This is a genomic window from Ralstonia mojiangensis (genome assembly GCF_023955645.1).
In the GTDB taxonomy this organism is placed as follows: domain Bacteria; phylum Pseudomonadota; class Gammaproteobacteria; order Burkholderiales; family Burkholderiaceae; genus Ralstonia; species Ralstonia mojiangensis.
On the sequence record NZ_JAMXHU010000002.1, the window covers coordinates 784640 to 804768 of the forward strand.

Annotated in this window: 16 protein-coding genes; 4 read left to right on the plus strand and 12 right to left on the minus strand. The window is 65.2% G+C overall.

What is annotated here, in order from left to right:
* Positions 1-32 precede the first annotated feature (32 nt).
* Genes NG898_RS10455 through NG898_RS10470 form a run of 4 tightly spaced genes read right to left on the minus strand, consistent with a single transcriptional unit; the run spans position 33 to position 3750 of the window.
* Positions 33-494 (minus strand): chromate resistance protein ChrB domain-containing protein, encoded by a 462-nt coding sequence (locus NG898_RS10455; RefSeq protein WP_252692240.1) that lies wholly within the window; start codon positions 492-494, stop codon positions 33-35.
* Positions 495-523: 29 nt separating this feature from the next.
* On the minus strand, positions 524-1696 hold the full coding sequence (locus NG898_RS10460; protein ID WP_252692241.1) for a chromate transporter: 1173 nt from the start codon (positions 1694-1696) through the stop codon (positions 524-526).
* Between the two features lie 26 nt (positions 1697-1722).
* Positions 1723-2685, minus strand: a complete 963-nt coding sequence (locus NG898_RS10465) for a chromate resistance protein ChrB domain-containing protein (protein ID WP_252692510.1) — start codon at positions 2683-2685, stop codon at positions 1723-1725.
* A gap of 54 nt (positions 2686-2739) precedes the next feature.
* The gene (locus NG898_RS10470; protein ID WP_252692242.1) at positions 2740-3750 is read right to left on the minus strand and encodes a dienelactone hydrolase family protein; all 1011 of its coding nucleotides are present in this window, start codon (positions 3748-3750) and stop codon (positions 2740-2742) included.
* Between the two features lie 533 nt (positions 3751-4283).
* Here NG898_RS10470 and NG898_RS10475 point away from each other — a divergent pair.
* On the plus strand, positions 4284-7766 hold the full coding sequence (locus tag NG898_RS10475; protein ID WP_252692243.1) for an autotransporter outer membrane beta-barrel domain-containing protein: 3483 nt from the start codon (positions 4284-4286) through the stop codon (positions 7764-7766).
* Between the two features lie 50 nt (positions 7767-7816).
* Here the strand turns inward: NG898_RS10475 and NG898_RS10480 are convergent, their stop codons facing one another.
* From NG898_RS10480 to NG898_RS10490, 3 genes are all read right to left on the minus strand, one after another.
* Positions 7817-8779, minus strand: a complete 963-nt coding sequence (locus NG898_RS10480) for a mannuronate-specific alginate lyase (RefSeq protein ID WP_315862497.1) — start codon at positions 8777-8779, stop codon at positions 7817-7819.
* Positions 8780-8970: 191 nt separating this feature from the next.
* Positions 8971-10344, minus strand: a complete 1374-nt coding sequence (locus NG898_RS10485) for an ABC transporter ATP-binding protein (protein WP_252692245.1) — start codon at positions 10342-10344, stop codon at positions 8971-8973.
* Positions 10345-10500: 156 nt separating this feature from the next.
* A complete protein-coding gene (locus NG898_RS10490) occupies positions 10501-12285 on the minus strand; it encodes an ABC transporter permease (RefSeq protein WP_252692246.1) in 1785 nt (594 codons plus the stop codon).
* A 288-nt stretch (positions 12286-12573) separates the two neighbouring features.
* Here NG898_RS10490 and NG898_RS10495 point away from each other — a divergent pair, with 288 nt between their 5' ends.
* Positions 12574-12861 carry an acylphosphatase gene (locus NG898_RS10495; RefSeq protein ID WP_252692247.1) on the plus strand — a complete coding sequence of 96 codons (288 nt, stop codon included), beginning with the start codon at positions 12574-12576 and terminating at the stop codon, positions 12859-12861.
* Between the two features lie 105 nt (positions 12862-12966).
* On the opposite strand, the gene ppk2 is transcribed toward NG898_RS10495, so the two are convergent.
* Positions 12967-13869: a polyphosphate kinase 2 gene (gene ppk2 / locus NG898_RS10500; protein ID WP_252692248.1), complete on the minus strand. Its 903-nt coding sequence runs from the start codon at positions 13867-13869 to the stop codon at positions 12967-12969.
* A gap of 232 nt (positions 13870-14101) precedes the next feature.
* Here ppk2 and NG898_RS10505 point away from each other — a divergent pair, with 232 nt between their 5' ends.
* Positions 14102-15301: an AVRPPHE avirulence protein gene (locus tag NG898_RS10505; RefSeq protein WP_252692249.1), complete on the plus strand. Its 1200-nt coding sequence runs from the start codon at positions 14102-14104 to the stop codon at positions 15299-15301.
* A gap of 28 nt (positions 15302-15329) precedes the next feature.
* Here the strand turns inward: NG898_RS10505 and NG898_RS10510 are convergent, their stop codons facing one another.
* Positions 15330-16187 carry a 23S rRNA (adenine(2030)-N(6))-methyltransferase RlmJ gene (locus NG898_RS10510; RefSeq protein WP_045205262.1) on the minus strand — a complete coding sequence of 286 codons (858 nt, stop codon included), beginning with the start codon at positions 16185-16187 and terminating at the stop codon, positions 15330-15332.
* Positions 16188-16247: 60 nt separating this feature from the next.
* Positions 16248-17681 carry a CoA transferase gene (locus NG898_RS10515; protein ID WP_252692250.1) on the minus strand — a complete coding sequence of 478 codons (1434 nt, stop codon included), beginning with the start codon at positions 17679-17681 and terminating at the stop codon, positions 16248-16250.
* A 107-nt stretch (positions 17682-17788) separates the two neighbouring features.
* Here NG898_RS10515 and NG898_RS10520 point away from each other — a divergent pair, with 107 nt between their 5' ends.
* Positions 17789-19021 (plus strand): citrate synthase family protein, encoded by a 1233-nt coding sequence (locus NG898_RS10520; protein WP_252692251.1) that lies wholly within the window; start codon positions 17789-17791, stop codon positions 19019-19021.
* Positions 19022-19028: 7 nt separating this feature from the next.
* Here NG898_RS10520 and minE read toward each other — a convergent pair whose 3' ends face one another.
* The gene (gene minE, locus NG898_RS10525; protein ID WP_024977189.1) at positions 19029-19283 is read right to left on the minus strand and encodes a cell division topological specificity factor MinE; all 255 of its coding nucleotides are present in this window, start codon (positions 19281-19283) and stop codon (positions 19029-19031) included.
* Between the two features lie 14 nt (positions 19284-19297).
* Positions 19298-20119, minus strand: a complete 822-nt coding sequence (gene minD, locus NG898_RS10530) for a septum site-determining protein MinD (protein ID WP_012436754.1) — start codon at positions 20117-20119, stop codon at positions 19298-19300.
* Between the last annotated feature and the right edge of the window lie 10 nt (positions 20120-20129).

Consider the following 20129-nt stretch of genomic DNA (forward strand, 5'->3'; position numbering starts at 1 on the left):
GCGTGTCAGCGTGACCCTTGCCCCGCCGTTGTTTATGCAGGCATCTTGGGCGGCCAGTTGTGCGTTTCTGCCTGGCAGTGTTTGCACCACGCGTAGAGCGCGTCGTACATCACCAACCCGTGCTCCAGCATGGCAAGGTCATCGGCAAAGACATGCGACAGGCCCAGCGAAATTGCGTAGAGCCCGCTGGACTGGGGCGTCATGTCGAGCCTTGATGTATCCGCGCCGCGCACGATGCGCGCAAGGTGCTGCAAGGCAGGATCATCGCCCAGCCGGTATTTGTCGAGAAACGCATCGAAGCTGCACAGCTCGCCCACGTGCGAGAGCTCCACACCCGGGACGTCGTACGGAATGGCGCCGGTGTCACGGGCGAGGGGCAGCACGTCACCCGGTGGCACGTAGAGAAAATCTGGGGTCTCGTCGATGAAGCGGGCGATCAGCCACGGGCAGGCAATGCGGTCGATCTTGGGGCGCTCGCGTGTGATCCATTGCATGGCACAACCTCCCGCATGAGTGAACGTAATCAGTGATGGAGCAGCGGATACAGCCCCAAGCCAAGCAACGCTGCTCCCGCCACGATCACCGGCTCGGGCAGCTTCTTGAATTTCACCAGCAGCAACACCGTCGCCACCGCCAGCAGCGCTGTTGGCACATCGACGATGGAGCGCTTGGCCAGCACGATCACCGCGCCGGTAATGGCACCCACGGCCGCCGCAGTGACGCCGTCGACAAAGGCCAGGATGGCGGGCAGCTTGCCGTATTTCTTGAAGTACGGCGCCGGCAGGATGGTGAAGAGGTAGCACGGCAGAAACGTGCCAAGCGCGGCCACGCACGCACCGGGCAGGCCCGCCACCAGATAGCCGATAAAGCCGACGGTGATGACCACCGGGCCGGGCGTGATCATGGCCACGGCCACCGCGTCGACGAACTGTTTTTCGTTGAGCCAGTGGTGCTCTGTGACCACGCCGCCGTAGAGGAATGGCACGATGGCCAGGCCCGAGCCGAATACGAATGCACCGGCCTTGGCGAAGAACGCGGCAAGCTGCGAGAGCAGCGGCCAATCGAGCGTGCCGAGCATGCCGCTGGCCGCTGCAACCGGGGCCACGGCCACGGCGTTCACACGGCCCTGGCGCAGCCACTTTGGCGGCGCGCGCCAGAACCACACCAGCACACCGGCGGCCAGAAAGAGCCACGCCACTTCGGATTCCGTCACGACCGTCACCGCCGCCAGCAGCAGGTAGACGGCCCACAGCAGCTTGTCTTTGCCGACGCTCTTGGTGGTGAGCTTGTGCGCGCTGATGGCGATGATGCCGATCACCGCCGCGCCCACGCCATAGAACACGGACTGCATCCAGGTCAGCCCGCCAAAGCGCGCATAGGCCCAGCCCAGCGCCACCACCATCAGGAATGAAGGCAGCACGAACGCCATGCCGACCAGCGTGGCGCCGACGATGCGGAAGTGCACGTAGCCGAGGTAGATGGCGAGTTGCGCGGCCAGCGGCCCCGGCGCGAGTTGGGCGAGCGCGAGGCCTTCCTTGTAGTCCGCTTCGGTAATCCACTGACGGGCATCGACGAGGTCACGGCGCATGTAGCCGGCCAGCGCCACAGGGCCACCAAAGCCGAGCGCGCCCAGCCGCAGGAAATACAGCACCAGTTGCCGCAGCGTGTAGGTGGGGCGTTCGGGGGCAATGTTCATGGGTTACCTGCAATGGGTGACAGCCGTCATGCTTTCCGGCTGCCGGAAAAATGCACATACAACGAATCGAGCACGGTGCCGATCTCTGCGAGCAGGGCATCGTCATCGGCCAGCCGCTTGCGGGCGCCCGCCAGGATGGCTTCGAACCCGCCGGCTTCCGGCGTGGTCGCGCCGCCCACGTCGAGTGCATGCACCATTGCGCCCAGATGCGCGAGCCCCGCGTCGTCGTCCAGCCCAAAGCTGGCGATGAGCACCTCGAATGAAACACGCTCGCCCACATGCGTGAAGGCGGCACCGTCAAAGTCGAAGCCGAGCGCATCGGCGGGACAATCGGCGGGGCTGTCGAGCCACACGAACCGCGCGTGCGGATCGATGAAGCGCTGGATGAGCCAGGCGCTGGCAACGCGGTCTACCCACAGGTGCCGGCGTGTTGCCCACAGGCGCCCCTGATATTGCGTGCGATCACGGCGCGGGATGCTTCCCGCAGCGGCGCTCGGTTCGCCTGGCGATTGCGTGGCTTCGACCGCCGCAGCAAAGTCGCGCCATTGGGCATCGGCGCGCACGGTCGCTTCGTTGGAGAAAAAGTCGATCTTGCGGATGGCCTCGTAGGCGCGGGCATGGCGGCGCAGAAGCCGGTTGCGCTCGGCGCTGGGCAGGTCGGGGAGCGTCTTGCGCGCTTCAGACAGTTCGGCCAGCCAGTCGGCGTAGTCGGACGTGCGGTCGAACAGGGCGCGGTAGGCCGCGTCTTGCGCCGCATCGCTGGCCTGCACGCGTAGCACCCAGGCCTGGCCGTCTTCCTGCAACGTCTCGTCTGCCAGGTCATTGAGCTGTGCGGCATGCTCGGCACGCGCGGGCAGCAGGTAGACGCCATCGCGCAGCGCTGCACAGCCGATGGCCTTGATAGCGCGCCAGATGCGCATGCGCGCGGTCGCTCGGGCAGTGGGCAGGCTGACGATCAGCAGCAGCCAAGAATCGGGGGAGGCGGTCATGACGGCAGCATAGGCGCGCGTCATAACCGCTGCAACGTTGTAGAGGTTCCTACATCAGCGCGGCGACAGACCCATCGCCTTTGTCAGGAACGCTTTGACGTCGGCCTCGGCCCGTTGGGCTTGGTCCAGGTTGGCGCCGGTGGAAACGCCCCGGACGGTGCAGCGCTTGTAGTCGGCTTCCATGGCCTGCAGGTTGGGGTATTTCTCGCCGCTCTGGAGCCGGTAGTACGCGTCGTGCTGCACGTCGATCATGGTCTGCGGGCAGTCGCGCGCCGTGGTGGCACCCGGAAAGTACTTGAAGTACGCATGCGTGTTGTCGAAGTCGTGATACGCGCCGGGGTAGACGTGCACGTCGACGGTCTGGCCGTCACGCTCCATGACATCAGCCGCATTGCGGCAAAGCTGTGCGGGCGTGTAGTCGTCTTTCTCGCCCAGCGCGAGCATCAGCGGGGCGCCGGACAGCGGTGGCGGCGGTACTTCCCACCAGAGCGCCGAGCACCCCGGGTAGAAACCGATGAGCGCCGCAAACCGCGTGTCGTCATCGATGACGCCTTTGCGGAATGCGTCGAGCGTCATGTCCATTGCCACACCGCCGCCGCGCGAAAAACCAATCTGGCCGATGCGCTTCGGGTCGATGCGCGGATCGGTGCTCAGCAGCTTGAGCGCGAACAGCGCATCGGCGTCATTGGCCGCGGGGTTCAGCTGCGATTGGTTGTCCATCGTGTTGGCAATGCCGCGCGGGCCAAACGAATCCACCACGAACGCGGCCATGCCCATCTGGTTGAACAGCCGCACCCACCGGTCGACGTCTTTCTGCTGCGGCCCGGCGGAGCCATGCGAAATCACCATCGCAGGCACGCGGCCCTGCAGGGTCTCGGGCAGATACAACGTGCCCCAGATGGGCGTGGGCGACTTGTCGAACTTTCGATGCACCAGCTCCCATTTGCTCTTGGGGGTGATGCTGTTGAAGTGGACGCGGCCAGTTGGTTTTGCAGAGAGGTCGTTGACGATTTCCTGCGCTGATGCAGGTGCGGAGATCAGCGCGATGACAAAGATGCCAAGCATCAACACGCCGATTGCATTCCATCGCCACGCGCGCATGCACCGGGCGTCTTTTTCATCGCGCAAATCATCGCAGCTTCTCATTTGTTCTTTCAACAGCGGAGAAAGGGGCATCGCTGGAATCCTAGATTGGTAGAGGTTCTTCGCTTCTTTCTTTATTGAATGGAAATAAAACGCGGCTCATTCGATGTGGGGAAGGAACACATTCTCAAATACCGTTGATTTTTACATTCTTTGTACATCGCTATTGATTGGCATTCCTAGAATCACGCCGTCCGCAACACTTTAAAAATAAATGCAGTGGGTCAAGTCGCGCGGACAGGGCTGATGCTCGCGGCGATAAGTTGGTCTGGCATGTGCACCGCTAAAGACGGGGCCGGTTCAGAGACAACCTTAGCGAGATGATCGGCCCACCGGGGAAGTAGGACTTCATCAAACCATCAAAGATAAGAAGGGGAAGTCTGCGCAAATCGCGCTACGTCTGTCCGGGGGGACAGACGTAGCGGCTTCTTTTCGCTGCGCGCGGACGCAAACGTATGTCTACGCCATTGTTCCAGCGCCGCCGCGGGCGGCTTCAGTTTGTCTCCATCGCGCTTGTTGCTTCGCCATTCGCCTTGTTTGGGGCGCTTGCGCATGCAGACTGCACCACCACCGGGCAGACCACCGTCTGCGATACGGCGGCACCCAATCCAACCACGTCCACCATCGGCACCGGCAACGTAGCGGCAGAAGACAACCGCACGGTAACGGTGCAGACGGGCAGCACGGTGGCGGTGGGTGACACCAGCGCCATCGCCGTGCGCGACAACGCCAACATCACAGTGCAGGCGGGCGGTACGGTCAGCGCCAATGCCGTGACGTCGAATGGTTTCTACGGTACGGGGGGCAACGCGATCGACTTCCGCAACAACAGCACGTTGACGGTGCAGCAGGGGGGCCAGGTGTTGGCCAACGGCACAGAGGTCAGCGGAGAGGCTGTCAACCCGGAAGGCACGGGCAACACCATTGTTAACGACGGCCTCATCAAATCGGCGCACGGGGCGGCGATCTGGTTCCAGAACACCACGGGCGGCAACACGGTCGTCAACAACGCCACGGGCGTAATCCAGACGGACGTCGCCGGCGGCAACGTGATGGGCGCATCGGGCAACGGGTCAGTCGACTTCACCAACCGCGGCAAGGTGATCGGCAACCTGATCTTTGCGGGCGGCAACGATACGCTGCACCTGTACACGGGCTCGTCGGTGAGCGGCAGCATCGGTGGGGGCGGCGGCGCGAACGTGATCACGCTCAACGGCACCGATAGCGCGACGCTGGGCACCATCACGAACTTCCAGACCCTGCAGAAGCAGGACAGCGGCACGTGGACGTTGTCCAAGACGCTCGTCAGCATGGGCGTGACCAATGCCGAAGTGCAGCAGGGCACGCTGATCGTGCAAGGCAACAACAGCACCTACACCGGCACGATGCAGGTGGATGCCGGCGGCACGTTGCAAGGCGATGCGCTGGGCGTGACGAAGGCCGTGACGAACAACGGCCTGGTGCGCTTCCAGCAAGACGTGGATGGCAGCTATGCCGGTCAGATCGTCGGGACCGGCGCGGTGGAGAAGACCGGCACGGGCACGCTCACGTTGGGCGCCGGCAATACGTACAGCGGCGGCACGACCATCACGCAGGGCACGCTGGCCATCGGCGCGGACAGTGCAATGGGCGACGCCACGGGCGCGCTCACATTCAATGGCGGCACGCTGCAACTGACCGGCAACGTGGATGTGGCCGCCACGCGCGCGGTCAGCATCACCAATGCCAACGGCACGATCGATACGCAAGGCTTTACGTCGACCCTGAGCCAGGGCGTGACGGGCGCCGGCGCACTGACCAAGGCCGGCAGCGGCACGCTGGTGCTGGCGGGCGACAACACCTACCAAGGCGGTACCACCATCGCCGCCGGCACGTTGCAGCTGGGCAATGGCGGTACGTCGGGCAGCGTCGTGGGCGATGTCGTGAATAACGGCACGCTCGCCTTCAACCGTTCCGATACCTACACGTATGGTGGCCAGATTTCCGGCACGGGTGCGGTCAACCAGAGCGGCGCCGGCACAACGGTCCTGACGAACGATCACACCTATTCGGGTGGCACGACCATCTCGGCCGGCACGCTGCAACTCGGCAACGGCGGCACGTCAGGTTCGATCACGGGCAATGTCGTGGACAACGGCACGCTGGTGTTCAACCGATCGGACGTGTTCACGTTCGGCGGCACCGTCTCCGGCACGGGCGGCATCACGCAGGCCGGTACGGGCACGACCGTGCTCACCGCCAACAACGCGATCCGCGGCGACACGCTGGTCGCCAGCGGGGCGCTGGCCATCGGCGACGCGACACACGCCAGTGCCGCGCTCGGCGTGTCGGCCGCCAATGCGCCGCAGAGCCTGCGGCCGATGGCGGGCGCCAGCGGCAACGATGTCCAGATCGCGGCCAACGCCACGCTGGGCGGCTACGGCACAGTGAACGGCGCCGTCACCAACAACGGCACGGTGGCCGTGGCCGATGCGCTGGCGGCGTTTGCCAACGCTGGCGGCGGCAGCCTGACGATCAACGGGTCGCTGAATAACGCCGGCACGGTGCAGGTTGGTGGCGCAGGCGTCGGCAACAAGCTCGTGGTCAACGGCAACTACGTCGGCAATGGCGGCGTGCTGGCCATCAACACCAAGCTGGGCACAGACAATTCACCGACCGACAAGCTCGTCATCTCGGGCGGCACGGCCAGCGGCAAAACGGCAGTGCGCGTGACCAATGCGGGCGGCGCGGGTGCGAAGACGACGGGCGATGGCATCGAAGTCGTCAGCGCCATCAACGGCGCGACCACGCAAGCCAATGCCTTTGCGCTGGCCAACCGTGTCGTAGCCGGCCCGTATGAGTACACGCTGCAACGTGGTGGCTCGGCCAGCGCCGACAGCTGGTATCTGCGCACCCAGCAGACTGCAACACAAGGCACCGGCACCGGCACGAATGGCACGGGCACCACGCAGCCGGCGCTGCGCCCGGAGGTGTCGCTCTACACGGCCATTCCGCAACTGACGCTGCTCTACGGCCGCGCGCTGCTCGATACGCTGCACGAACGTGTGGGTGAAGAGAGCAACCAAGCCGCCGCACCGGCAGGCACGTCGCCCGTGCTGCGCACCGGCTGGGCACGCGTGATCGCCCAGAAGGGCAGCCGCATGTCGGATGGCAACGGTGTCTACGGCAATCAGGGCCCGGCGTTCAGCTATGACTTTGGCGGCGTGCAGTTCGGCGCCGACGTCTACCAGCGCCAGCGCGAAGACGGCAGCCACGACCACGCCGGCGGCTACTTCGCCACCGGCCGCATCGCGGCAGACGTGACACACGCCGACGGCGCAGACGCCGGCCGCGACTCCGTCAACGCCAACACGGTCGGCCTGTACTGGACGCACTTCGGCCCGTCGGGCTGGTATCTGGATGGCGTGGTGCAGGGCACGCGTTACGACGCCGATGCTTCGCCGCATGGTGTGAACGGTCTGAAGACGCACGCGCTCGGCTACGCCGCATCGCTCGAGGCGGGCTACCCGATCGCGCTGTCACCGCAATGGCGTGTCGAGCCGCAAGCGCAGCTTGTGTATCAGCGTGCCGCGTTTGCCGATGCCAACGACGGCGCCGCCGATGTGCGCTTCAACTCCGTGAACTCAATGCTCGGCCGCCTGGGCGTGCGCGTTAGCAAGCGCTGGGGCGAATCGCCGGAGCGTCAGCACACGGCGTGGGTGCGTGCCAATGTATGGCATGAGTTCCGCGGCCAGACGGGCACGCAGATGTCGTCGCCGGATGGTGGCTTCGTGCCGTTCACCTCGCAACTGCCGAGCACCACGCTGGAGTTGACGGGCGGCCTCACGGCGCAGGTGGCGAAGAACGGCGTGTTCTATGCCAGCCTCGGCTACCAGGTCAGCGCGGATCGTCGCCTGCATGGGGTGAATGGCAAGGCGGGGGTGCGCTGGGGCTGGTAAGACAGCGCGCGTAGCGGGACGCCCACGCGGCGCGGCACTGCCCGGCCCAGTCAACGGCCGGGCAGCTCCGCGCCCCATGCCGCCGTAACGTTGCCGCCGAGCCGCCACTCAGAGAACGGGCGGCGCGGTGCAATCAGCGCAGGCAGCCGCGGGTCTCGCACGTGGGCGTAGTAGGGCTCCATCCAGCACAGTTCATCCTGGAAGGTCCACGGAAACAGCGCCTGCTTGATCGGCGTGATTTTTTTGAAACTCGCGGGGTCAATGACCGCGTCGATCACGAGATTTGCCAGACGGCCGATCGCGTGGTCGTTCTCTCGATACAGATCGATATTCCGCCGCTGCACCAGCTCTGCGGCAAACACCAGCGGAATGAGCGCGAACGTGTGGTAGTGCAGCGCCCGATCGCCCCGCTTGACCTCGCGTGCGAGCGCGCCGTCCGGGCCGATATCGCGGATGCCCTCGCGAACGCGCAGGAGCCCCGAGTTGATCAGGTCGCTGTTGTCGGTTGCCGTGCCGATGGCGATCAGGTTGAGGCCGGCCCAATACACCAGGTTGTTATGCAGATGGTTGATGGCCTCGGCATTGCGGGTAGCGATCGCGATGCGTTCGAGCCACGGTGCGATGGCATCGAGCTGCGCCTGGTTTCGCTTGCGGATGTCGTTCGGCATGCGCAGGATCACCATGGCGAAATCTGTTCCCGCCCACGACCGCTCGTAGTGGCCCTGATAGCCGGAAATCTTGCCCATCAGCGCGTCCGCTTCGGCCCAGGTTCGAAGCTGGCTCAGGGCGCACGTCCAATCGCCCTTGTCGGCTGAGGCGTTTAGGTGCGCGATGAAATTGCGCATTGGTTTCACGTCGCGCGCATAGCCGGCTGCGTCGTCGTAAAAGCCTGGGGGATCGATCGTCCGCACCGGGGCAGGAATCTCACAGGCGCGGGCTGCATGCACCAGGCCGAAGCCTGCGCCGACGGCCAGCGAAACGGCTAACAACGTTCGAACGTACGCGCGACGCATTTCGACCTCCGGGACGGGACGGCAAAGGACGGCTGGCGAGGGAAGGCTGGAACGAGCGGGCTTGTGAGAATCGATGTCCGCCCAGGCAAAACGGCGTGGTTCGCGGTGGCGTTGACGGGGGTTACAAACTGTCGCGACTATGAAAAAGAGCCGCATCGAGCGGCTCTTCTTACGTCAGCAGCGACGCGCACTTACGCCGCATTATCCCCACCTTCCTGCGCCTCACGCTCCTCGCGTTCCTCGCGCTCTTCACGGGGCAGGGTCAGCATGCCGGTGTTGTACACGTATTCATACACCTCGCCGTAGCGGCCCCATTCGATGCCGATCTTGAGCACGCGCTCGGCTTCTTCGGGCTTGAGGTACGCCTCCAGCTCGCGCAGCACATGTTCTTCGCGGATCTCGCCGTCTTCATTGGCGTCCAGCTCGGCGCGGATGTGCGCGGCCAGGGCCACGCGCTCCAGCAGCTTCTGGCCGAACAGCACCTTGCGCTCGGGCGGTTCGGTTTCCATGTAGGTCTTGCCGAACGGCGTGACGATGATGTCGCCGCGTTCGATGGTGGCCAGTTGCAGCAGGGCAAGCGCTTCGCACGCGGGCAGCAGATCGTCGTCGGTCACGCCGGCTTCTTCTGCCAGGTGCGGCAGGTCGGCGCGGCCGTTGAACGGCGCTTCGACCAGCAGGTCGAGAATGGCCTCCATCTGGCCGATCTCGGCATCGGGCAGGCGGTAGGCAAGCTGCTCGGCCGCGGGCTCCACGCCCACATGCACGCCCACACGCTCTGGCGAGGTCATCAGGCCGTACACCTCGTCGATGAGGTTGCGCACGACGGCCGAATCACGATTGCGCGGGCGCGGGAACGGCACGCGCACCTCGGCACGGATGCGCCCCGGATCGCTCGACAGGATGACGATGCGGTCCGCCATCATCACCGCCTCTTCGATGTTGTGCGAGACGATGAGGATGCTCTTGATGTTGGTGCGGCGGCCTTCCCACAGGTCGAGCATTTCGTCGCGCAGGTTCTCGCCGGTCAGCACGTCGAGCGCGGAGAACGCTTCGTCCATCAGCAGCAGGTCGGGCTCGGTGACGAGCGCGCGCGCAATGCCCACACGCTGGCGCATGCCGCCGGAGAGTTCGCGGGGCAGGGCGCTGTTGAAACCCGACAGGCCGATCAGGTCGATGGCCTGTTCAGCGCGTTCTTCACGCTCGGCCTTGGCCACGCCTTGCGCTTCCAGGCCCAGCTCCACGTTCTGTTGCACGGTCAGCCACGGAAACAGTGCAAACGACTGGAACACCATCGCGATGCCCTGCACTGGGCCGGAGTATTCACGCCCGCGAAACAGCACCTGCCCGCGATCGGCGCGCACCAGGCCCGCCATGATGCGCAGCAACGTCGACTTGCCCGAGCCCGATTTGCCCAGCATGGCGACGATCTCGCCCTGGCGCAGGTTGAGGTCCACGCCTTCGAGCACGGCACGGTCTGTGTGGTCTGCGGTGCGGAAGATCTTCGAGACGCCGCGCAACTCCATGACGCTTTCAGCGCTCTGGCTATGGGTGCTGGTGGTAACCATGTGTGTTCTCTGCAAAATAAGGTCGTCTTAGAACGTGCTCAAGATCCGTAGCGAGCGCCCCGAGGTTGACCCGAGACGCGCAGCCCTGCATGAGATGAGTACGGCGAGCATCGCAGGGTCAAGATCGGGGTGCGCAGTAGGGTCGTGAGCATGTTCTTACAGGCGGGTGCGCTCTTGCGCTATGTCATACAAGCGGTTCCACAGCAGCCGGTTGAAGCCGACCACGAACAGGCTCATCACGGCAATCCCGAGTGCAATGCGCGGGAAGTCGCCCTTGGCGGTCATCTCGGCGATGTAGCTGCCCAGGCCCGTTGCGACCAGCGTGCGGTCGCCCCAGGACACGTATTCGGAGACGATGCTGGCGTTCCACGAACCGCCGGCGGCCGTCACCAGGCCCGTCAGGAGGTTGGGGAACACGGCGGGAATGAGGAAGCGCTTCCATAGCAGCCAGCCGCGCAGGCCGAAGTTGCGGGCGGCCAGTTTCAGCTCGGTCGGGATGGCCGACGCACCGGCAATCACGTTGAAGAGGATGTACCACTGCGTGCCGAAAATCATCAGCGGGCTCAACCAGATTTCGGGGTTGAGCGCGAAGCGCGCGATGAGCATCACCGCCAGCGGGAACATCAGGTTGGCCGGGAACGCCGCCAGGAACTGCGCCACCGGCTGGGCGATGCGTGCCACGTTCGGGTTCAGGCCGATGCGGATGCCGATCGGCACCCACACCAGCGCGGCCAGCGCAATCAGCAGGATCACGCGCACCATGGTCAGGAAGCCGAGCCAAAAGACGTGGCCGACCTCGGCCCAGCCCACCTCGGAGCGCACGAATTGCAGCACGTGCGCCACCGCCACCAGCGCGGCCAGGATGATGACGACATCCGCGATGCGGTGCGACCACGGGAAGCGCGGCAGAAAGCCGTTGCCGCCGGCCGCCGTGGGGCGGGTACGCTCGGCACCCCAGGACAGCGTGCGCTCGGCCAGTGCGGCGGTGCGCTCAAGTAGCGCCTTGACCCATTCAGAGCGGCGCAGCAGGTCGAGCAGCCACGATTGCGGTTCGCGCTCCGACGACATCGTGTCGAAGCGGAAGCGGTCTGCCCAGGCAATCAGCGGGCGGAACAGCAACTGGTCGTACAGGATGATGCCGATCAGCATGGCCAGGATGGCCCAGCCGATGGCCGGCAGGTTCTGCTGCTGGATCGCCAGCGAGATGTACGAACCGATGCCCGGCAGCTTGATGTCGTGGCCCGACACCGAGATGGCTTCCGATGCCACCACGAAGAACCAGCCGCCCGACATCGACATCATCATGTTCCACAGCAAGCCTGGCATGGCGAACGGCACTTCCAGGCGCCAGAAGCGCTGCCACTTGGACAGCCGGAACACCGTGGCGGCCTCTTCCAGGTCGGTCGGGATGGTGCGAAACGATTGGTACAACGAGAACGCCATGTTCCACGCCTGCGACGTGAAGATGGCGAAGATGGCCGCGCATTCCACGCCGACCAGGTTGCCCGGGAACAGCGCTATGAACCCCGTGACCGTGATCGACAGGAAACCCAGCACCGGAATCGATTGCAGGATGTCCAGCGCCGGCACCATCACCTTCTCGGCCGTGCGGTTCTTCGATGCAATGGCTGCAAACGCAAACGAGAACGCCAGCGACGCGCCCAGCGCCAGCAGCATCCGGATGCTGGTCCGCAGCAGGTAATAGGGCAGTTCAATGACGTCGAGGCTGACGTCCAGATGTTCGCCCGGCGTGTAGGGCACGTTCATCTGCTTGGCGGCATAGGCCACGAGCACGATGGCGGCCAGGATGATCGGCAGCAGGGCCAAGTCAAACCGGTTGGGCGGCGCCGTCAGCAGGCTGCCGAAGTTGACGCCAAAGTTGGTACCGAAAGTGGTACCCAAGCGGCCCCGGATGGTGGTTTCGTTGTCGTTCTGCTGCATCTTGGATAACCGGGACGGAAACCGCGGACGAAATTCGGGCGCCTCAAGGCCTGGGGCCGAGGCGGAATACATGACATGGCGTACTACGGGGCCGGGCGCAGTGGTTTGCGCAAGCGTTGCTTGGCACCCGGCGGCAAGCCGCCTAGTTTACCTTGCGTAACGTCAGAGCCCGCCGCGCGGTTGTCAGTCTGACGACGTCACATTCCAGAAATGTGACAGAGATGCGACAGCGCTGGTTTGTCATGTTTTATCCAACACATCACCTGCGGGTTCGCTTCGGAGGCCGCCATGTCCACCATTGCGCAAGTGATCGTTACCGTACAGGGCCGCGTGCAGGGCGTCGGTTACCGCGCCGCGTGTGCCGACCGCGCCCGCCTGCTGGGTCTGCGTGGCTGGGTGCGCAACCGCCGCGACGGGGCGGTCGAGGCATTCCTGGCCGGCCCGGAGGCCAATGTGCTGAGCATGCGGGAATGGATGTGGGAGGGGCCGGACAGCGCGCTGGTCACGCAGCTGGAGGTGGTCACGGGCGAGCATGAAGTGCTCGTCCATGGTTTTGAGATCCGCCCGACGGTGTAACGCTCGGCACAGCAGTCTTCCAAGCAACTGAAGGCATGCATTGAAACAAAAAGGGCGACCACGCAGGCCGCCCTTCTTTCTATCGCCGATGGCGCTGCAGGCTGATCAGTACACGTTCGGCACGATCATGTCTTCCGGCACCGGGTGGCGGATGTACTCCTCGTGGTGCACCCGCTCCGGCAGCGACACCGGCGAATGCGGCACCGGGTGGTAAGGCACCTGGCCAAGCAGATGATGGATGCAATTCAGGCGCGCACGCTTCTTGTCGTCCGCCAGCACCACCCACCATGGCGATTCGGGAATGTGCGAGCGCTCGAGCATCGCCTCCTTGGCCTGCGTATAGGCTTCCCAGCGGCGGCGGCTTTCCAGGTCCATCGGGCTCAGCTTCCACTGCTTGAGCGGATCGTTGATACGGCTCTGGAATCGCACTTCCTGCTCTTCGTCCGTCACCGAGAACCAGTATTTGACGATCTGGATGCCCGAGCGCGCGAGCATCTTTTCGAACTCGGGCACGGAGCGGAAGAACTCGTCGTATTCCTCGTCGGTGCAGAAACCCATCACGCGTTCGACGCCGGCGCGGTTGTACCAGCTGCGATCGAACAGGACGATCTCGCCGGCGGCCGGCAGGTGCGCCACATAGCGCTGGAAGTACCACTGCGTACGTTCGCGGTTGGTGGGAGCGGGCAGCGCAGCCACGCGGCACACGCGCGGGTTCAGCCGCTGCGTGATGCGTTTGATGGCGCCACCCTTGCCGGCGGCATCACGCCCTTCGAAGATCACCACCAGCCGGTGGCCGGTCTCGATCACCCAGTCCTGCAGCTTGACGAGCTCGCCTTGCAGGCGGAACAGCTCGCGGAAGTACATGCGCCGCGTTTCGCGCACTTCGTCGCTGATGCCTTCGCCGCCACCGAGCAGGTGGTCGTCGATTTCCATCTCCAGCTCTTCGTCAAGCGTGTCGAGCAGGTCTTCCTGCAGGCGCGCCTGCCGGGCTGCGTCACGTTCGCTCATGGTGTGTTGCTCCTGCCGATCTTGCGGATATTGCTGAGAGGGTGCGCTTCGCATGGGCAGCGCAGTGCAAGTCTAAGCCCGACTAGGTAGCACGGGCATGTGGCAGGGGAGTGACATGGCGGCTTCGGCCATGGCGCCATGGCTTCGCACGGCAGTACAAGCGCGCACGGCAGCGCTCCTAAGCTACCTGCGCCGCCGCGTATCTTGCGGGCCACAGAAGCCGGAGCTGCCCATGCCGTCCCCATTGCGATCGATCCTAAGCTGCCTCCGAGCGACGCCGCCGGCCGACGAGCGCGCGTCCACTTCAACCAGCCACCCCGCCGACTCGGCGGCCGCCGCGCCACGCCGTGTGCCGGTGACATTGCAGGGCCTGGCCAGCTTAGACGCCCAACGCATCCGTGAGCGGCAGGTCGAGATCAGGGCCTTGGAGCCCGATACGCGCAGGGCGCTATCCGATGGCGAGTGCCAACTGGGCGGCTATGTACAAGGCCGTCAGACCGACGGCCGCCCAGTGAAGGGCAGAGCGCTTGATCGGCTCAAGCGCGCGAACGAAACCGTCATGGAGACCCGCCAGGCGCTGGCGCATGGCCGCGGCAATGTCGTCGACGATATCCGCGACAGCAACGGCCGGAGCACGATCCGGGCGGTGGCTGGCCGTATCGTGAGGACACAGCTTCTCTCCAACTACGGTCCTGAGGTCAGCATCGCGGCGAGCGCCATGGCGGCGCAGGCCGGCAACTGCGGCGAACATGCCAACGTGGCGGCGTTTCTGCATGCCGCCAAGCTGGGCAGCGGCGAATACGCGTATGCCGTGGGCAGCACGACAATCGACCACCGCTGGGCGCAGTGGCATGCCGCCAGGGCGCGCGACCCCGACCACGACATCGTCATGGACCCGTGGGGCAAAGGCCCCGCCATTTTTGCGGTGGATGGTGAATTCGCGGGCGGCCAACACGACGTCGGGATCGCGCACGAGTACGACCAGAGCACGGGTGCCAAGTCCCATGCGGACATGAGCGAACTCCAGCGCGATCACCATCAGCAGATGCAGACCAATCTGCACGTGGTGATGGAGCATCTGGGGCCCGATTTCCGGATCGGGGACGGTGCGATCTTTGCCGTCACGCCGGTGATCTCCAGCGAATTTGCAGCACGCGTCAGCCAGAAGATGTCTGCTGCACCGGAAGCTGCCAAGCTGGCACCGAAAGACCGACGCCTCGTGCGGCAGGCGAAAGAACGGATACGCGCCGGCGAACCCCGGATGGCACCGTTGCGTCAGGAAATTCTTGCCACGCAAACCGCACGGGCCTTGGGCGCGAGGGGCGTACGGGAAGTCACACAAGCAGCTGCACGCATCGCCCAGGTTGCGGCGGATCTGGAGAACTATCCGCTGGCATCGCACCCCGCGCAGACCGCGCACGAAGATCTCTAGGCGTATCGCTGGAGCGAAGGCAGCCGCCTCAGCTCGATTCGCCTTCCAGCATGAACTTGGCGCCGTCGTCCTGGCCGAGCAGGCGCACCAGCGTGGGCATGGCTTCCTGCAATTGCGCCTTCAGCGTCCACGGCGGGTTGACGATGAACATGCCGCTGCCGTGCAAGCCGAGGCCACCCTCGACCGGGTGCCTGACGGTGAGCGTGACGTGCAGCCAATCCTTGGGGCGCAACTGCTTCAGGCGTGAGGGAAATTGCGCAGCTTCGCGCCGCTGCACGAGCGGATACCAGACCGCATACATGCCGGTCGCAAAGCGCTGCAGGCTGTCCTGCAGCGATTGCACGGTGCGGGCGTAATCCTGCTTGTCTTCAAACGACGGATCGATCAGCACCAGCGCGCGGCGCGGCGGCGGGGGCAGGATCGCCTTGATGCCGGCAAAGCCATCGCCGTCGTACAGCATGACCTTGCGCCCGGCACCGCGGAAGTTGTTGGACAGCACCTTGATCTCGGAGCTGTGCAGCTCGAACAGGCGCAGGCGATCGGCGTCGCGCAGCATCTGCCACGCCAGCCACGGCGAACCCGGGTAGTGCCTCAGTTCACCGTTGGGATTCAACTCGCGCACCTGGTCGAGGTAGGCATCGAGCAGCTGCGGCAGCGTTTCGCCGGCTTGGGCCGCGCGCCACAGCGGGCCAATGCCGGTATCGAACTCGGCTTTCTTCTGCGCCCATTCGTGGTCCAGCGCGTAGAGGCCGGCGCCAGCGTGTGTGTCGATGTACCAGAACGGCTTGTCCTTCTGCGTGAGGTAATCGAGCATCTGCACAAGCACGGCGTGCTTGAGGACATCGGCGTGATTGCCGGCGTGGAAGGCGTGACGGTAACTGAGCATCGGCGGGCCATGTGCGCCCGGAGTATCAGGCGCGGGCAGAGAAAACGGTAGGCGCGAATCCTACCACCGCGCGGGATGCGTCCCCAGCGGCACGCTCGGCAGCGTCCAGTGCGGCGGCGTGTCGGAAAGCTGCCCCGCATGACGCAGCGCGGTGAGCGCTCCAAAACCAGACGGCGACGTTTCCAGGTACGCACCAATCTCTTCATAGCGCGGGTCGGTCGCATCGAACCCGTTGGCCATGCGGCCGAAGCTGCGCAGCCAGTGCGCCGTCTGCGCGAGCGACACACGCACGTGCCAACTTCCACCTTCCGTCATGCGGCGTGCGAGCGCAGTCATTGCGCCAGCCGCCATCAGGTAACCGGCGCCGTGGTCGAGTGCCTGTGCGGGCAGCGGGCGCGGCTTCACATCACCGGCGGCCTGCGCTTCGGCCCAGTTGAAACCGCTGGCGGTCTGCACGAGCGAGTCGAAGCCTCGGCGATTGGCCCAGGGGCCGTCATAGCCGTACGCGCACAGGCTGACGTAGACGATGCCGGGGCGCAGCGCGGCAACCTGCTCCGGACCAAATTGCAGCGCCGCCAAGCCACCGGGCCGGTAACCCTGCACGAAGATATCGGCGTCGCGCAGCAGCGTGCGGAGTTGGCCGGCGCCGGCCGCATCGCGCAAGTCGAGCTGCGCGGAGCGCTTGCCGCGCCCGGTGTCGATCACCAGCGGCGGGATGGCGGGCAGATGCGGCCCCGTGACGAGCAGCACATCGGCCCCATGCGCGGCGAGCGTCCGCCCGCAGACGGGCCCGGCAATCACGCGCGTGAGGTCGAGCACGCGCACGCCTGAGAGCGGTCGGCCGTCGGCATGCGCCGCCAGCGGCTGCGGTGGCGCATCGCCAATCCGTTCGATCGTCATCAGCGGCTGGCTTGCGACGGCGATGCCTTGCGGGTGCGCGTCCCACTCTTCAAACGTGCGCGCGGCGGTGACGACCATGCTCGCTTGCGCGGCCGCCTCCTCAAACGCCTCGGCGTTCCATTGGTTCAGCGCGGCGGCCACGGCGGCCCGGTCATACGCGCAGCCGAGCAGCTTCAGCACACCGTCACGGTGATGCGCAAAGTTGGTGTGCAGGCGCACCCACCGGCCATCGCCGCAGCAGTAGAGCCCGGCGATCTTGTCCCACGGTTCGGGTGGCAATTGCCCGTCGACACGGAAGTACCGTTCAGAGCGAAATTCCAGCGCGGCGTGATGCATGTCGACCGACACGGTTTGCTTCCGCGAAGTGCGCAACGTGTCGACCTGCGCGGCTGCCAGCGCGGCGGCGGCAATGGTGCTCTGCGCCAGCGTGCCCACGGCAAACGACGACGGCAGCGCCGGCTCGGCGCCCGTCAGTGTGGCGCGCGTCAGCACATCGACCGGCTGACCGAGCACGCTCCATAACTGGCTGAGTGCGCCGGCGGGGCTGACAGTCTGCATGGAAGGATCAACCACATCAGCAACGGGTGACGGCATGGCGGGGCTCCGCGGGGAAGGTGCGCCCATTACAGTCCCGCACCGCCAGTAGCGTCAACATTGACTAGACTGATCAACCTCGATTGCCGTCCACCTCATCCGGCCCGATGACGACCTACCTCAATGCCGCCGAAGCCGCCGAGCGCCTGCGCGTCTCGCGCCCGACGCTGTACGCCTATGTAAGCCGCGGGCTGCTCGCGGCGTACCCGTCGCCCGATGGACGCGGCAGCCGCTATCGCGAAGCCGATGTGGCACGGCTGGCCGATCAGCGTTCCGGCGGACGGCGCCCGCGCCAGGTGGTGCGTCATGCGCTGGACTGGGGCCTGCCCGTCATGGAATCGGCCATCACCCTGATCGATCACGGGCAGTTGTTCTATCGCGGTACGCCCGCTTTGGAATTGGCCGAACGCGCCACGCTGGAGGCCGTTGCGGCGCACCTGTGGCAATGCGAAGAAGCGGCAGCCTTCAACGCGCCCGCGCCGGTGTTGCCGAAAAGTTGGTACGCAGCGCTCACGTCGTTGGCAGACGCAGACATCCGCCAACGCTGCATGGCGCTGTGCACGCTTGCCTTGCCGGCACTGGACGAGGCTGCGTGGCGGCACGATTCCGTACGCACGGCGCGCGATGCCGGTGCACTCCTGCGCGTGGTGTTTGCCGCCATGCTCGGCTGCAAGCCCGACACCGCGCCCGTGCATCTGCAATGCCAGCAGGCATGGAACGTTGATGCGCGCGCCGCCGAGGCCATCCGCGTCGCATTGGTGCTCTGCGCCGATCACGAACTCAATGCCTCAAGCTTTGCGGCGCGCGTTGTCGCATCAACCGGCGCCAGCCTGGGCGCCGTGGTGAGTGCAGGCCTGGCTGCGCTCACCGGTGGCCGGCATGGCGGCACCACGGCGCGCGTGGAGGCATTGCTGAGTGAGCTGGAAGGGGAGCGCTCCGTGGCAACGGCACTGCGCCGTCGGCTTGATCGCGGCGATGCGTTGCCGGGCTTTGGCCACCCGCTGTACCGCAAGGCCGACCCGCGCGCCGGTGCAATCCTGGCGCAGCTGCCGAAGGCAGGCGCGGTACGCAGGCGGCTGCAAAACGTGATGGATGCCGTGGCCGGGCTGACCGGCGATGGGCCATCGGTGGATTTCGCGCTGGTGGCCACCCGGCGTGTACTCGGGCTACCCGACGGTTCAGGCTTTGGCCTGTTTGCAGCGGGGCGTACGGCAGGCTGGATTGCGCACGCGCTGGAGCAGCGCGCGGCGGGGCAGTTGATCCGCCCGAGAGCCGCCTATGTGGGACCGATGCCAGCCGCGCCGGACGCACCGGCGGGCCGCATCATTCGTGTGCGCTGAGGCGCAATCAGGCCTGCGGAATCTCGATCTTCACCTCAAGCACTTCCAGGTTGTCCTGGCGCTCGAGGTTGACCTTGATGTCGTCGTTGCCGATCTTCACGTACTTCGAAATCACGGCCACCAGCTCGCGTTGCAGCGCGGGCAGGTAGTCGGCGGGCGCACCGCTGGCGGTACGTTCATGGGCGAGGATGATCTGCAGACGTTCCTTGGCGACGGTCGCAGTCTTCTTCTTCTCGCCCAGCAGGAAAGACAGAATCGACATGAATGTGCGTCTCCTTATTTACCGCTGCCGCCGAACAGGCGCTGCAGGAAGCCCGGCTTGTTGTATTCGACGTAGCGCAGTTCCTTTTCCTTGCCCAGGAAACGGTCGATCACGTCGTGGTAGGCATTCGCCACGTCTGAGCCTTCGATGTGGATGGCGGGCGTGCCCTGGTTGGACGCCTGCAGCACGGCTTCCGATTCGGGAATCACGCCGATCAGCTTGATGCGCAGGATTTCCTGAATGTCGGTCAGCGACAGCATCTCGCCTTCGGACACGCGCTTCGGGTTGTAGCGCGTGAGCAGCAGGTGTTCCTTGATCGGCTCCTTGCCTTCCACCGCGCGGCGCGACTTGGACGACAGGATGCCCAGGATGCGATCGGAGTCGCGCACCGAAGACACTTCCGGGTTCGTGACGACGATGGCTTCGTCGGCAAAGTACATCGCCATCAGCGCGCCCGATTCGATACCGGCCGGCGAGTCGCAGACGATGTATTCGAAACCCATTTCCTTCAGGCCTTCGATCACCTTCTCGACGCCTTCACGCGTGAGCGCATCCTTGTCGCGCGTCTGCGAGGCCGGGAGGATGAAGAGGTTTTCGCACTTCTTGTCCTTGATGAGGGCCTGGTTCAGGTTGGCCTCACCGTGGATCACGTTGATCAGGTCATACACGACGCGGCGCTCGCAGCCCATGATGAGGTCGAGGTTGCGCAGGCCGACGTCGAAGTCGATGACAGCGGTCTTGTGGCCGCGCAGCGCAAGGCCGGCAGAGAACGCCGCACTGGTGGTCGTCTTGCCGACACCGCCCTTGCCGGAGGTGACTACGATGATCTTGGTCATGGCTCGTATA

Excerpts from the sequence above, each read along its gene's own strand:
- NG898_RS10455 (WP_252692240.1), bottom strand. The coding sequence starts at position 494 with ATGCAATGGATCACACGCGAGCGCCCCAAGATCGACCGCATTGCCTGC.
- NG898_RS10460 (WP_252692241.1), bottom strand. The coding sequence starts at position 1,696 with ATGAACATTGCCCCCGAACGCCCCACCTACACGCTGCGGCAACTGGTG.
- NG898_RS10465 (WP_252692510.1), bottom strand. The coding sequence starts at position 2,685 with ATGACCGCCTCCCCCGATTCTTGGCTGCTGCTGATCGTCAGCCTGCCC.
- NG898_RS10470 (WP_252692242.1), bottom strand. The coding sequence starts at position 3,750 with ATGCTTGGCATCTTTGTCATCGCGCTGATCTCCGCACCTGCATCAGCG.
- NG898_RS10475 (WP_252692243.1), top strand. The coding sequence starts at position 4,284 with ATGTCTACGCCATTGTTCCAGCGCCGCCGCGGGCGGCTTCAGTTTGTC.
- NG898_RS10480 (WP_315862497.1), bottom strand. The coding sequence starts at position 8,779 with ATGCGTCGCGCGTACGTTCGAACGTTGTTAGCCGTTTCGCTGGCCGTC.
- NG898_RS10485 (WP_252692245.1), bottom strand. The coding sequence starts at position 10,344 with ATGGTTACCACCAGCACCCATAGCCAGAGCGCTGAAAGCGTCATGGAG.
- NG898_RS10490 (WP_252692246.1), bottom strand. The coding sequence starts at position 12,285 with ATGCAGCAGAACGACAACGAAACCACCATCCGGGGCCGCTTGGGTACC.
- NG898_RS10495 (WP_252692247.1), top strand. The coding sequence starts at position 12,574 with ATGTCCACCATTGCGCAAGTGATCGTTACCGTACAGGGCCGCGTGCAG.
- ppk2 (WP_252692248.1), bottom strand. The coding sequence starts at position 13,869 with ATGAGCGAACGTGACGCAGCCCGGCAGGCGCGCCTGCAGGAAGACCTG.
- NG898_RS10505 (WP_252692249.1), top strand. The coding sequence starts at position 14,102 with ATGCCGTCCCCATTGCGATCGATCCTAAGCTGCCTCCGAGCGACGCCG.
- NG898_RS10510 (WP_045205262.1), bottom strand. The coding sequence starts at position 16,187 with ATGCTCAGTTACCGTCACGCCTTCCACGCCGGCAATCACGCCGATGTC.
- NG898_RS10515 (WP_252692250.1), bottom strand. The coding sequence starts at position 17,681 with ATGCCGTCACCCGTTGCTGATGTGGTTGATCCTTCCATGCAGACTGTC.
- NG898_RS10520 (WP_252692251.1), top strand. The coding sequence starts at position 17,789 with ATGACGACCTACCTCAATGCCGCCGAAGCCGCCGAGCGCCTGCGCGTC.
- minE (WP_024977189.1), bottom strand. The coding sequence starts at position 19,283 with ATGTCGATTCTGTCTTTCCTGCTGGGCGAGAAGAAGAAGACTGCGACC.
- minD (WP_012436754.1), bottom strand. The coding sequence starts at position 20,119 with ATGACCAAGATCATCGTAGTCACCTCCGGCAAGGGCGGTGTCGGCAAG.